The organism is Bradyrhizobium sp. USDA 3650, from assembly GCF_054057395.1.
The window spans coordinates 7,229,335-7,242,628 of sequence record NZ_JBSRZG010000001.1 but is presented as its reverse complement, the minus strand read 5'-3'; the positions used below and the strand labels follow the sequence as shown (position 1 = coordinate 7,242,628).

Here is a 13,294-nt window from a genome sequence, read left to right as displayed (position 1 = left end):
GAAGCAGGCAGCGCAACAGACCAACCTGTAGGGGGTCAATTTTGGACGCCGATCCCCCGGCTTAGGGGGGCAATATTGCAGGCCGAATGACACTTCGCAGTAGAGGTGCAAACTCTTTGGCCGTAACACTCCGCTTAATCCGCGATCCGAACTCTCGCTCCCCCGATCAGGGGCGAAGAGCAATCTGGATCGACCAGATCCCGTCTCGCTCGTCAGTGAAATCAGCACATGTTACACCACGGGCATTCAGCAGTGAGATCAAACCGCTTAGGCTCGCCGCGCACCGCACGACCTGCCCGCTACCCTCTCGCTAGAACCTGGCCCACGATGATGAGGGCGGACATGGCCGCCGCCTACCTTGACTTTGTAGACACGAGCGAACTCATGCGCGCGATCAGTCGAGGAGACGCACCCCCACCAATCGGCTTTCGCGGAACAGGGCGCCAGCGCCAGCCAGTTTGGTCGAAGGCGACTATGGATCACTTCGCAGCGTCGATCGGAAAAGGAGATCTTAAGCAGGGGGAAGATCTCTTATGCCTGGTGTGATATCGCTTGGGAAGGCACCGCGTCTGCCTCGGTATTGTCGCCGCAAAATATTGACGAAGAATAGAATAGCCTACTATTTCGAACCCCCAACTTGGGCCCGTCGACAGGGCTGCGATTTAAACCCTGAAGCTCTGGGCTGCGATTACGCAAGTGCCGTCGAGCGGGTAGAGAAAGTTCTCTTGCCGGCGTTCGACAGTTGGCACTCACGGGGTCTAAGCGACATCGTGCCGGCGACTATCGAACCCGGCACGTTCGATTGGCTCGTCGGCGTCTTCCAAGCTCACCAGAAGTGGACAGAAATCGAAAGCGCTACACAGCGGCACTACACAAAAAGTCTCGCGCTGTTCGCCAATCACGAGCTGAAAGATGGAAGTCGCGTTGGGTCTAAGCAGCTGTCCGATTTCACCAAAGCGTTCGTCGACGCAGTTTATCGAAAATTATTGTTCGTGACGAAAGTCGGAAACAGTGGAGAGGTCGTCGTTCGCGAGCGCCGTCGCTATGTAAATATGGCTATGGCGTCCTGCCGCCGGGCTTGGTTCGTTGGTCAGCGTGCTCAAGAAAGGATTGTACCGGCGACCAATCCGTTTTCCCGGATGGGATTAAAATCTCATCCGCCCGGGCGGCCGATAGAGCCCACACCGACCGCAACTTGGGATGAACTCGTCGCCTTCAGAGCTGCCGCGAGAAGACTTGATTACCGCTCGATCGCAACAGCTGCTCTACTGTCGTGGGAGTGGCTGCAACGAGAGCAGCACGTTTTTGGCGCCTTCGACATTTCGCACTATCGCCCCAGCGAGCGGCCAAATAGCGTCAGAATCGTGCATCCGAAGAATGGAGAGGAGGCCTGGTGGCCCCTAACGGACGAAACTGGCGCCCCTCTCTTCCCTGAACTTATGGAGGAACTTGACGAGATCAAAAGGACCACCCTCTCCGGCCTGGTATTCCGGCGTGACCATGCGCATCGTCAGTCGGCAATCCCGCTACCATGGATTACCCCGCGCAAGGATCTCCGCTATCTACGTAGCGTGGTAAAAACAATTATCACAGAGGCTGGCCTACGTCAGGAGCTTTCTTTTCGGTCCTTCCGACACGGAGGATTTACTGAAGGCGCCGACAGCGATCTCACGGATGCAGAGTTGCGCGCGGCTGGCCGTCATAGATCAAGTCGCCAACTGCCAACCTATGCTAAGCGGACTGGCAGGCAGTTGATCATTGCCACAAAAAAGCGTCGCGAGGAGCGGGCAAGATCTCTGCTTATTCGGCTCAACGCCAATCTCTCCTCGGAATAAAGGCACGTCGGCCGACGGCAGCGCCGACGAATGCGCTGAAAGGATCGCCTATTTTCCCGTCCATACCGGCTTGCGCTTCTCGCTGAACGCTTTCAGGCCTTCCTTGGCATCCTCGGTCATGGCAAGCAGCGCGATCTGGCTTTCGGTGTAGGCGATGCTCTCGTCGAACGACATCGAGGCGATGGCGCGCATCGCGTATTTGCCGCGGCGGATCGCGGTCGGGGATTTATCGACGATGCGGCCGATCAGCCAGTCGACCTTGGCGTCCAGCTCCGCCGCGGGCACGACGTAGTTCAGCAGGCCCGCTCCCAGCGCTGCCCTCGCGTCGAACGGCTCGCCGGTCAGCGCCCATTCGTTGACGAGTCGCGGTAAAGCGATGGACTGCAACAGGCTCAACACCTGCATCGGGAACACGCCGACCTTGACCTCCGGAAGACCGAAGATGACATGATCGGCGGCGACGGCCATGTCGGTCATGCAGAGCAGGCCCATGCCGCCGGCCATGCAGACGCCGCCAACGCGCGCAATCGCGGGCTTGGTGGCGTTCTGCGACAAGCGCAACAGATCGGCATAGTCGACATTCGGTCTGGAATGATCCATCGCGAAAGCCGCGCCGGAGTTCTGCAGATCCGCACCGGCGCAGAACGCCTTGTCGCCCGCACCGGTCAGAACGATGACTCGGACGTCCTTGTCGTCATGGGCGTCGCGATAGCCCCGTGCGATTCCGGCGATGACCTCGTCATTCAGCGCGTTGCGTTTCTCGGGCCGGTTGATGGTGATCCAGAGCGCCTGCCCGCGCTTCTCGGTGATCACGGCTATGGTGTCGGTCATGGCACGCTCGCTTCCTTGGCTCCCGTTTAGCGGCCATTTGCGGCAGCTCGGGCGGAAGGTGCAAGGGCAAACTGCGGCGCGGCGCCGCTTTAGCGCCTCGACACAAACCTGCAGGGGATCGAAGCGCCTGTGCGGCTCAGGCCGCGACCGCTTTCCTGACCCAGACCTTGTTGTCGTGGAAAGCGGCGCCGCCGATCGGCGCGATGGTGTCCGCGCCGGTCAACATGTTGATGCCGCGCTCACCGATATGGTTCTTGTTGGGATGCACGGATTCCGCGATCAGCACGCCGCGGCGCACGCCTTCGAACAGTTTGGCGATCAGCGTGGTCTCGCCGCGGGTATTGCCGAGCGTCACGGCATCGCCATCGGCGATGTCGAGCGCGGCCGCATCCAGGGGATGGATCATCACGCTGGCCTTGCCCTCGCGCGCCTGAGAGGACGGCGTCTCGTTGAAGGTGGTGTTGAGGAAGCTGCGCGAGGGGCTGGTGGCAAGCCGGAACGGATGGGCCTGGTCGGAATGCTCGATCACCGCCCAATGGTCCGGCAGCGACGGCATCTTGTCGAAGTCACCCATCTTCTGGCCGAACGGCGGATGCGCCCAATCGGCTTTGAAATGGAATTTCTTGTCGGGATGGGCGAAGCCGTCCAGATAATGCGACGTGCGGAAGTCCGGCTGCAGGTCGCGCCAGAGGTCGGCTTCGAGGCCGGCAATGTCGCCGTGGTCGCTCAGCTTCAGCGTCGCGTCGATCAACTCGCGCGGCGTCAGCTCGAACCCCGGGTGCCTGGCGCCAAGCCGCGGCGCCAGCGCCTGCAACACCTCGTGATTGGAGCGGCATTCTCCGGGCGGGTCGATCAGCTTCGGCCCGACCGAGATGTGCTGGTGGCCGCCGCCGTAATAGAGATCGTCATGCTCCATGAACATCGTCGCCGGCAGCACGATGTCGGCCATCTCGGCCGTCTCGGTCATGAACTGCTCGTGCACCGCGACGAACAGATCCTCGCGGGCAAAGCCCTGACGGACCAGCGCCTGCTCCGGCGCCACCGTCATCGGATTGGTGTTCTGGATCAGCAGCGCCTTGACCGGCCCCTTGCCGAGCAGGGCCTTGGAATCGCCGGTGAGGATGCGGCCGATCTGCGACTGGTCGAGCGCGCGGATGGTTGGGTCGATGGCGCGTCGTGGCCCTCGATGATGGATTCGTTGAAGTGCCACAGCGCGTAATTGTTGAAGAAGGCGCCGCCGCCTTCATATTGCCAGGCGCCTGTTACCGCGGGAATGCAGTTCGCGGCATGCATCTGCGCCGCACCGTTGCGCGAGCGGGTGAAGCCGTAGCCGAGCCGAAAGAAGGTCCGCTTGGTCTCGCCGACCAATTTGGCAAAAGCCTCGATCTCCGCCACCGGCACGCCTGAGATCGCGGATGCCCATTCGGGCGTGCGCGTCTTCAGATGCGCCTCGAGCTCATCAGGGCAATCGGTGTATTTGTCCATATAGGCGCGATCGGCATGGCCGTCGCGGAACAGGACATGCATCACGCCGCAGGCGAACGCGCCGTCGGTACCGGGCCGCAGGATAATCTTGATATCCGCCTGCTTCATGGTCTCGTTGTCGTAGACGTCGACGGCTGCGATCTTGGCGCCACGCTCCTTGCGCGCACGGGCGGCGTGCGTCATCACGTTGACCTGCGTGTTGACGGGGTTGGTGCCCCAGATCACCACGAGATCGGACAACGCCATCTCGCGCGGATCGACGCCGGCGATCTTGCCGGTGCCGATCGCGAATCCGATGCGGCCGACGTTGGCGCAGATGGTCTGATAGAACCGCGAATATTTCTTCACATGCGTGAGGCGGTTGAGGCCGTCGCGCATCACCAGCCCCATCGTGCCGGCGTAATAATAGGGCCAGATTGAGTCCGCGCCGAATTCGCGCTCGGCTTGGCTGAAGCGATCCGCGATCTCGTCCAGCGCCTCGTCCCAGGTGATCCGCGCAAATTGGCCGGAGCCCTTCGCACCCGTGCGGCGCAGCGGATACATCAGCCTTTCAGGATGATGGATGCGCTCGGCATAACGGGCAACCTTGGCGCAGACCACGCCGGCCGTATAAGTCTGCTTTTTTGAACCGCGGACACGGCCGATGCTGCGTCCTTCGACCACCTCGATGTCGAGGGCACAGGCCGACGGGCAATCATGCGGACAGGTCGAATGGCGGATTTCGATCTTGGCGTGCTGGTTCATGTCCAATTTGGTAACACCAAAATACCTGTCAGCCGAGGGTATTTATCCGGCAACGCCCATGCGATTTGCTCAGACCGCGTGCGCCGCCGGTTCCTGCCGCGACCGCGAAGAGCGGCGCCGCCACACCGACAACCGCCCGATATTCCAGGCGCCATGGGCCTTGTGAGGCGTCGACAGTCCGCCTCCCCTGCCGCTACAGTGCCGGCCAACAAGAACGACATCAGGGAGGTGGGTGTGACGGCCCGACAATTCATGCTGGCGCTGGCCGCCGGCCTGCTCAGCGCATGCTCCGCAGCCCCGTCCCTGGCGCAGGACTATCCCAACCATGCGGTCCGGATCGTCGTGCCCTTTGGCGCCGGCGGTCCGGCCGATGTCGCAGCCCGGCAGATCGGCAATGCGCTCCAGGAGAGTTTTGGCCAGCCCTTCGTGATCGAGAATCGCACCGGCGCGGGCGGCGTCATCGGCACGGTCGAAGCGGCGAAGTCGCCCGCCGACGGCTACACGCTGCTGATGATGTCCAACACCCAGACCGCGAACGAATCCCTGCTGACGCCGGATAAACGCAAATACGAGCTGATGCGCGACCTCGCGCCGATCGCACCGGTGAACTCTTCCGATCTCGTCATCGTGGTGAACCCGCAAGTCGCAGCGAAGACGCTGCAGGAGTTCGTCGCGCTCGCCAAGTCGCAGCCGGGCAAACTGAACTACGCCTCCTCCGGCCAGGGCACGCCCTATCACATGGCCGGCGAGCTGTTCAAAGCCATGGCCGGCATCGACCTTGTCCACGTCCCCTATCGCAACAGCGGCGAGGCGCGCAGCGGCGTGATCGGCGGGCAGGTGCAGATGATGATCGACGCCGTGCCGGCGATGGCGCCGAACATCGGCGAGAACCAGGTCCGCGCGCTCGCGACCACCGGCAAGCAGCGCTCAGCGGTGCTACAGAGCGTGCCGACCGCGATCGAGGCGGGGGTCGCAGGCTACGAAGCCACGATCTGGCTCGGCCTGATGGCGCCAGCCGGCACGCCGAAACCCGTGATCGACAAGCTCAATGCCGCCGTGAACGCAATGGTGAAGCGGCCCGACATCATCAAGCTCTGGACTGCGCAGGGCGCGGTGCCGATGTCAATGACGCCGGAGGAATTCGACAAGTTCCTGCGGGGCGACATCGAGAAATGGGCCGACGTGGTCAAGAAGTTCGACAAGTCCTGAGGCTGTAGAGCGACAATGCCTACCATTCAATTCCAGCTCAACGGCACGGCCGCGGCCGTGGATGCCGATCCGGATCAGACGCTGCTCGATCTGCTGCGCGGCCGGCTCGGCGTCACAAGTCCGCATTTCGGCTGCGGGGCCGGCGAGTGCGGCGCCTGCCATGTCATGGTCGGCGACCGCGCAATGGCTTCCTGCGACATGCCGATGTGGTCGGTCGCGGACAAGGACGTCGTCACGGTGGAAGGCCTCGGCACAGTGGACGCACCGCATCCGCTGCAACGCGCCTTCATCTCCGAGCAGGCGATGCAGTGCGGCTATTGCGTCTCGGGAATCCTGATCAGCGCGGCGGCGCTGCTGAAGCGCAATCCGTCGCCGACGGAGGCCGAGGTGAAAGCGGCGCTTGATCGCAATCTGTGCCGCTGCGGATCGCACAACCGCATGGTCCGCGCCGTGCTGCGGGCGGCGTCGGAGATGGCGGGATCATGAGTGCGCTGTCCCCTGCCCCGACACTGCCGGTCAGCCTTGCGGCCAATCCCAAGCTGTCATCCTGGGTGAAGATCGTCGGCGATGGCCGTGTCGCGATCTCGCCCGGCAAGGTCGAGATCGGCCAGGGCATCGTCACGGCCCTGGCGCAGATCGCAGCCGACGAGCTCGACGTCGATATTGGCCGCATCGAGATGATCCGCGCCTCCACGGCGGCAAGTCCGAACGAGGGCGTCACCTCGGGCAGCCTTTCGGTCCAGCAATCCGGCCGCGCGCTGCGCCACGCCTGTGCCGAGGTCCGCCAGCGCTTCCTCACCGCGGCATCGGAGCGTCTGGGTGTCGATGCGTCGCTGCTCGGGATCGATGACGGCACGATCTCGGGCCCCGGCAATGTCAGGACCAGCTATTGGGAGTTGGCTGGTGACGTCTCGCTCGAGCGCGACGCCAAAGCGGGCGCAACGGCGAAAATTGTCGCCAAACGCACTGTGGCCGGACATTCGGTCCAGCGCGTCGACATTCCCGATAAGGTGTTCGCACGGCCGCGCTTCATTCATGACTGTCCGCTGCCGGACTTGCTGCACGGACGCGTGCTGCGGCCGGACATCTCGGGCGCCAGGCTGATCGCGCTCGACGAAACGGCGACGCAAACCGTTCCCGGCCTCGTCGCGATCGTCCGCGACGGCGGCTTTGCCGGCGTGGTTGCCGACAGCGAGGCAGCGGCGGAGGCCGCGCTGAAAGCCTTGCGCAGGGGCGCGACATGGTCGGCTGGTGAGCCGCTGCCCGATGAAGCTGATCTGGCCGGATTCCTGAAGAGCCAACCGGTCGAGACCACTGTCATCGACACCAGGACCACGGCGGCAACGATAAAGAAGGCTGCTCGCACCCTCCGTCGGCAATACATCCGTCCCTACATCGCGCATGCCTCGATCGCACCGTCCTGTGCGATGGCGCGATGGGACGGCGATCGTGTCCATGTCTGGACCCACAGCCAGGGCGTCTATTTGCTGCGCGCCGACCTCGCGATCGTGCTCAAGCTCCCGGCAGAGAACATCGTCGTCGAGCACATGGAAGGCGCGGGCTGCTACGGACACAACGCGGCCGACGACGTCGCGCTCGATGCCGTGCTGCTGGCGAAAGGGGCCGGCGGCCGTCCGGTGCGGGTGCAATGGTCGCGCCACGACGAGCTGTCTCACGCGCCGTTCGGCGCGGCGATGGCGATCGAGATCGAGGCCGATCTCGATGCGGACAACGAGATCGTCGGTTGGCGCCACGCGATCTGGAGCAACGGCCACGCGGCGCGGCCGGGGCGCGCAGCACAGCCCGCGCTGCTTGCCGCAACCGAGATTACCAACCCCTACCCGCGGATGGTCTCGACCAATCCGCCCGCGGCCAATGGCGGCGGCGGCGACCGCAACTCCGTTCCGCTCTACGACCTCAAGGCCTGGACGATCACGAGCCACCGGCTGCTGACGATGCCGGTGCGGACCTCGGCGCTGCGGACCCTTGGCGGACAAGGCAATGTGTTCGCCATCGAGTCCCTGCTCGACGAGATCGCCGCCCTGCGCGGCGAAGACCCGATCGCGTTCCGCCTGCGCCATCTGCGCGACGAACGGGCAAAGGAGGTCATTCGCGCGGTGGCACGACGCGCGCAGTGGAAACCGCAGAAGCAGGCGGGCATCGGTCATGGCGTCGGCTTCGCCCGCTACAAGAACACGGGGGCCTATTGCGCCGCGATTGCGGAGATCGAAGGCACTGATGACATCCGCGTCAAGCGGCTGACGCTTGCGGTCGATGTCGGCGAGGCCATCAATCCCGACGGCGTCATCAACCAGATCGAGGGCGGCGCGATCCAGGCGACGAGCTGGGTACTGAGGGAACGTGTCCGCTTCGACCGCACGCGCATTACGTCGACGTCCTGGACCGACTATCCGATCCTCACCTTCAGCGAGGTGCCAATGGTGGATGTCGAGATCGTCCAGCGACCGGAGATCGAGCCGGTCGGCGCCGGCGAGGCCGCCCACGGCCCGGTGACGGCGGCGATCGCGAATGCCGTTTACGATTGCCTCGGCGTGCGCGTGCGCGACCTGCCGATCACCCGCGACAAGATCATTGCAGCCATGGAGCTGGCATCGTGACGACAGTGAGCATTTTGAGTGGAGGCGCGGCGCAAGGCCTGGTGCGCGGCCTCAGCGATCCCTTCAAGGCACAGACCGGCTTCGGCATCGACGGCGAGTTCGGCGCGGTCGGCATCATGGCCGACAGGCTGCGGGCGGGAACGGCCGCCGATCTGGTGATCCTGACGCAGGCGCTGCTTGCAAAGCTTGTCGAAGAGAAGCTCGTCGTCCCCTCCTCGATCTCGGATGTCGGGCGGGTCGAGACCGCGCTGGCAGTCCGGGGCCGCGATCCGAAGGTGACCGTGAAGACCGAGGCCGATTTGCGCGAGGTGCTGCGCAGCGCCGATGCGATCTACGTGCCTGATACGAAAGCCTCGACGGCGGGACAGCACGTTGCAAAGGTGCTTGATCAGCTCGGCATCGCCTACGAGGTCGCTTGGCGCCTCAAGATCTTTCCCAACGGCGCGACTGCGATGCGGGAGCTTGCGGCGTCCACCGCCAAGCATCCGATTGGCTGCACGCAAGCGACCGAGATCATCGCAACCGACGGCATCGCGCTGTCAGGAGCGCTGCCGCCGGGCTGCGAGCTCGTGACGATGTACACGGCCGGCGTGACCACGCGGGCGGCACATCCACAAGAGGCGGCCGCGCTGATCGCGTTGCTGACCAGCGCAGACCGCCGGGATCTGCGCCAGCGCGCCGGTTTTACCGGCTAGATAACCACCCTATGTGTGCAACTGGGTGAGGCCGGTCGGCGGCCCGTCAACGGCGGTCCAGCCGCCATCGACGAACAGCGTGCTGCCGCTGACATAGCTCGCGGCGTCCGAGGCGAGATAGGCGACGGCGGTGGCGACCTCGTCGGCGCTGCTCCAGCGGTTGAACACGGTATGGCCGGCGTAGAGATTGTAGATATCGGGACGCTGCTTGAACGGGCCGGTCAGCGCGGTCTCGGCGATACTCGGCGCGATCGCGTTGACGCGCACGCCGGAGCGTCCAACTTCGGAGGCAAAGCCTTTCACCAGCAGGCCGATCGCGGCCTTGGTCGAGCCGTAGACGCCGAGGCCCGGCTCGATGGTCACCGCCCGCACCGAGGAGCAGGCAATGATGCTGCCGCCCTTCTGCTCGACCATGATGCGGCCGAACGCCTGGAAGAACCAGACCGTGCCCTTGATATTGAGATTGAGGACGCGGTCGAGATCCTCCTCGGTGTAGTCGAGGATGGTCTTGCGGATGTTGAGCCCGGGCGTCGTCACCGCGATGTCGAGCCGCGAGAATTTCTGCATCACGGTCTTGGCCAGCGCATTGACGTCCGCAGCGCTCGCCGCGTCACAGGCAGCCTCCTCGGCCCAGCCGCCCTTTTCACGAATGCCGGCGGCGGTTGCTTCGGCACCGTCAAGCGCACGATCGGCGCAGACGACACGGGCGCCGAGCCCAGCCAGCGCCTCGGCCGCCGACTTGCCGATGCCCGACGCGGCGCCCAGCACCACGGCCGTCTTGCCGGTGAGATCGAAGAGCTTGCGATAGTCAGTCACGGATAGATTCTCCCTGCGTTGCTGCTAGCCCTTGTAGCCCATCAGCAGACGGGGCAGCCACAGCGAGAAGGCGGGGACGTAGGTTACGAACATCAGAGCTGCGATCAGGGCGGCGTAGAACGGCAGGATGGTGCGCATCACCGCGCCCACCGAGATGCCGCCGATGGCGCAACCGACGAACTGCGTGGTTCCGACCGGCGGGGTGTTCAGTCCCAGCGCGCAGTTGATCAGCATCAGCATACCGAACTGCACCGGATCCATGCCCGCCTTCATCGCGATCGGCAGGAAGATCGGCGTGCAGATCAGGATAGTCGCGGCCATGTCCATGAACGTGCCCAGCACGAACAGGATGACGTTGATGAGCAGGAAGATGACCCAGGGCTGCGTCGAGACCTTGCCCATCATCTCGCCGGCGAAGTCGGCGACCTCGTAAAGCCCCATCAAATACTGGAACATGGTGGAGACGCCGATCAGCAGCAGCACCACGCCCGTCGTCTTCACCGCCTTGGCCGCAGCGCGCAGGAAGTTCGGCAAGGTCATGGTGCGGTAGATGAAGAACGTCAGCAGGATCGTATAGGTGACCGCGACGGCCGCGGATTCGGTTGCCGTGAACACGCCGGACAGGATGCCCGACAGGATGATGCCCACGATCAGAAGGCCGGGCAGAGCGGCCGCGAACGAGCGAAAAACTGCGGGCCAGCCCGGGAACTTGCCGGCCGGATAGCCGCGCTTCACCGCAACCGCGTAAGCGGCGACCAGCATGCACACCATCAGCACCAGTGCCGGCAGGAGGCCGGCGGCGATCAGCGCGCCGATCGAGACCTTGCCGCCGGCGGCGAGCGCATAGATGATCATGTTGTGACTGGTCGGCATCAGTGCTCCGACGAGCGAAGCATGGGTCGTGACGTTAACGGCGTAGTCGGTGTCGAAACCTTCCTTCTTCATCATGGGGATCATCACGGCCCCCATCGCCGACACGTCGGCCACGGGCGAGCCGGACACGCCGCCGAACAGCGTGCAGGCGACCACGTTCGACATGCCGAGCCCGCCGCGGATGTGTCCGACGAGATTCTTGGCGAGCTGCACGATCTTGTCGGCGACGCCGCCATGCAGCATCAACTCACCGCTGAAGACGAAGAACGGGATGGCGAGGAAGGAGAAGATGTTCATCCCCGACATCATCTGCTGGAAGATGACGGCGACCGGCAGACCTTCGTAGAGGATGGTGCAAATCGCCGAGAGGCCGATCGCGAAGGCGACGGGGACGCCGAGGACGAGGAAGCCGAAGAAAGTGGCGCCGAGAATGATCAGTTCCATGAGGGGACGACCTCTTCGCCGCGCAGGAGAGCGATGATGTGCTCGATTGAAAAGGAGACGATCAGGACACCGGAGGCGATCAGCGGTACGTAGCGGATGACTTCGGGCAGCCCGAGATTGGGGATCTTCACGGTTCCGACCGACGCCCCGAGGATCCAGCCGTTATAGGCCATGGCGACGCCGAACCCGGCGACCAGGACGTGGATCACAAGCTCGATTTTCTCGCGCGCGTGATCCGGCAGCATCACCAGCAAGCTGTCCATGCCGATATGCCCGGCATCGCGCACGCCCGACAGCGGCGCCGATCAATGTGACATACAGGATCAGAACCAACGCAAGGTTCTCCGTCCAGGTCGGGCTGGAATTGAGCACGTAGCGTCCGAACACCTGGTAGAAGACGATGGTGACGATGACGAGCAGCCCGGTCACCGACAGATACATGCCCAGCCGAGCGACGGGAGCATTGATCCGGGACAGCAAGCCGGTGGACGGGCGTCCGGCTACGTCCAGTTCGTGGTCTGCGACGTGAGGATCTGTCATCCAAATCTCCTTGCAAGTCTCCTTGCGCGCCTCCAACGCGTCGGTCCGGCGTCGCCAGTCGGCGCGCCGGACCGACGCTATGGTCTTACTTCGTGTCCTGGATACGCTTGACGAGGCCCTTCAGCTTCTCGTCACCGGCGAACTTGTCGTACACCGGCTTCATCGCGTCGACGAATTCCGCTTTGTTGGCGATCGTCACGACCTGAACACCGGCCGCTTCGACGGTCTTGCGGGACGCCTGCTCACGCTCGTCCCAGAGCTTGCGCATGACAGGAACCGATTCCTTCGCCGCCTTGCGGACCATCGCCTGGTCTTCCTTGCTCAGCGTGTCCCAGACCGTCTTGGACATCACGAGAACTTCGGGCGCCAGGGAGTGCTCGGTGACGTTGTAGAACTTGGCGGCCTCGAAATGGCGCGAGGACTCGTAAGACGGCCAGTTGTTCTCGGCAGCGTCCACCAGACCCGTCTTCAGAGCGGTATAGACTTCGCCATACGGCATCGGGGTCGGATTGGCCCCGAGGCTCTGGATCATGCCGACCCACAGATCGGATTGCTGGACGCGAATTTTCAGACCCTTGACGTCCGCGAGCGACTTGATCGGTGCCTTGACGGTGTAGATGGACCGGGCGCCGCTGTCGTAATAGGCGAGGCCAACCAGGCCTGCGGGCGCCATGGCCGCCAGGATCTCGTCGCCGATCGGCCCGTCAAGGACGGTGCGCATGTGCTGCGTGTCCCGGAAGATGAAGGGCAGGCACAACGCGATGGTTTCCGGCACGAAGTTGTTCAAGGGCGATGCGTTGATCCGCATCATGTCGAGTGCGCCGATCTTCAGCTGCTCGATGGTGTCCTTCTCGGAGCCCAGCGCACCGTTGGGGAACACCTTCACGCCAAGCTTGCCGCCGCTCGCCGCGGCGAGCTGCTTGCCCATGAACTTGACGGCCTCGACGGTCGGATAATCGGCGGGGTGGATGTCGGCGGAACGGAAATCGCGTGCGGTCGCCAAGGGGGCTGAGACCGCCAGCAGAGCGGCTGTGATGACGCCGGTAAGTATCTTCATCTGGGCTTCCTCCTGAGTTGATTATATCGTTGGGCAGATGCTGCGGGCCGCCTTTGGGTCGCTCCACTTCCGGTGTGAAGTCAAGCGCCATTGTCGTCCCTAGGGCGCGCGGCATTCTCTGTCCAAGCCAAATCCGGCATCGATCAA

The 13,294-nt window shown here is 63.7% G+C and carries 9 protein-coding genes and 2 pseudogenes; 5 read left to right on the top strand and 6 right to left on the bottom strand.

The features are described from left to right. Positions 1 to 725: 725 nt before the first annotated feature. Positions 726 to 1,835, top strand: a complete 1,110-nt coding sequence (locus ACVIN2_RS34085) for a hypothetical protein (protein ID WP_456768964.1) — start codon at positions 726 to 728, stop codon at positions 1,833 to 1,835. 48 nt (positions 1,836 to 1,883) lie between these two features. Here ACVIN2_RS34085 and ACVIN2_RS34080 read toward each other — a convergent pair whose 3' ends face one another. After that, positions 1,884 to 2,666 (bottom strand): enoyl-CoA hydratase/isomerase family protein, encoded by a 783-nt coding sequence (locus tag ACVIN2_RS34080; RefSeq protein ID WP_456768963.1) that lies wholly within the window; start codon positions 2,664 to 2,666, stop codon positions 1,884 to 1,886. Positions 2,667 to 2,802: 136 nt separating this feature from the next. After that, positions 2,803 to 4,895, bottom strand: a pseudogene (locus tag ACVIN2_RS34075) (molybdopterin oxidoreductase family protein). 252 nt (positions 4,896 to 5,147) lie between these two features. Here ACVIN2_RS34075 and ACVIN2_RS34070 point away from each other — a divergent pair. The 4 genes from ACVIN2_RS34070 to ACVIN2_RS34055 are packed head-to-tail and all read left to right on the top strand — an operon-like array spanning position 5,148 to position 9,417. Further along, entirely contained in the window at positions 5,148 to 6,104 is a 957-nt protein-coding gene (locus ACVIN2_RS34070; protein WP_456769851.1) for a tripartite tricarboxylate transporter substrate binding protein, read from the top strand. Between the two features lie 15 nt (positions 6,105 to 6,119). Then, entirely contained in the window at positions 6,120 to 6,590 is a 471-nt protein-coding gene (locus ACVIN2_RS34065) for a (2Fe-2S)-binding protein (protein WP_456768962.1), read from the top strand. After that, on the top strand, positions 6,587 to 8,722 hold the full coding sequence (locus ACVIN2_RS34060; protein ID WP_456768961.1) for a molybdopterin cofactor-binding domain-containing protein: 2,136 nt from the start codon (positions 6,587 to 6,589) through the stop codon (positions 8,720 to 8,722). Before ACVIN2_RS34065 ends, ACVIN2_RS34060 begins: the two co-directional genes overlap by 4 nt. After that, complete coding sequence (locus tag ACVIN2_RS34055; RefSeq protein WP_456768960.1) at positions 8,719 to 9,417, top strand: molybdate ABC transporter substrate-binding protein; 699 nt, start codon at positions 8,719 to 8,721, stop codon at positions 9,415 to 9,417. Before ACVIN2_RS34060 ends, ACVIN2_RS34055 begins: the two co-directional genes overlap by 4 nt. Positions 9,418 to 9,426: 9 nt before the next feature. On the opposite strand, the gene ACVIN2_RS34050 is transcribed toward ACVIN2_RS34055, so the two are convergent. The 4 genes and pseudogenes from ACVIN2_RS34050 to ACVIN2_RS34035 form a co-directional block, all read right to left on the bottom strand. Next, complete coding sequence (locus ACVIN2_RS34050) at positions 9,427 to 10,233, bottom strand: SDR family NAD(P)-dependent oxidoreductase (RefSeq protein WP_456768959.1); 807 nt, start codon at positions 10,231 to 10,233, stop codon at positions 9,427 to 9,429. Positions 10,234 to 10,257: 24 nt separating this feature from the next. Beyond that, the gene (locus ACVIN2_RS34045; RefSeq protein ID WP_456768958.1) at positions 10,258 to 11,550 is read right to left on the bottom strand and encodes a TRAP transporter large permease; all 1,293 of its coding nucleotides are present in this window, start codon (positions 11,548 to 11,550) and stop codon (positions 10,258 to 10,260) included. Further along, a pseudogene (locus ACVIN2_RS34040) lies at positions 11,541 to 12,090 on the bottom strand (TRAP transporter small permease). The gene ACVIN2_RS34045 and the pseudogene ACVIN2_RS34040 overlap by 10 nt, the downstream one beginning before the upstream one ends. 85 nt (positions 12,091 to 12,175) lie before the next feature. Next, positions 12,176 to 13,147, bottom strand: a complete 972-nt coding sequence (locus ACVIN2_RS34035) for a TRAP transporter substrate-binding protein (protein ID WP_106946182.1) — start codon at positions 13,145 to 13,147, stop codon at positions 12,176 to 12,178. Positions 13,148 to 13,294 lie beyond the last annotated feature (147 nt).

Excerpts from the sequence above, each read along its gene's own strand:
- ACVIN2_RS34080 (WP_456768963.1), bottom strand. The coding sequence starts at position 2,666 with ATGACCGACACCATAGCCGTGATCACCGAGAAGCGCGGGCAGGCGCTC.
- ACVIN2_RS34070 (WP_456769851.1), top strand. The coding sequence starts at position 5,148 with ATGCTGGCGCTGGCCGCCGGCCTGCTCAGCGCATGCTCCGCAGCCCCG.
- ACVIN2_RS34065 (WP_456768962.1), top strand. The coding sequence starts at position 6,120 with ATGCCTACCATTCAATTCCAGCTCAACGGCACGGCCGCGGCCGTGGAT.
- ACVIN2_RS34060 (WP_456768961.1), top strand. The coding sequence starts at position 6,587 with ATGAGTGCGCTGTCCCCTGCCCCGACACTGCCGGTCAGCCTTGCGGCC.
- ACVIN2_RS34045 (WP_456768958.1), bottom strand. The coding sequence starts at position 11,550 with ATGGAACTGATCATTCTCGGCGCCACTTTCTTCGGCTTCCTCGTCCTC.
- ACVIN2_RS34035 (WP_106946182.1), bottom strand. The coding sequence starts at position 13,147 with ATGAAGATACTTACCGGCGTCATCACAGCCGCTCTGCTGGCGGTCTCA.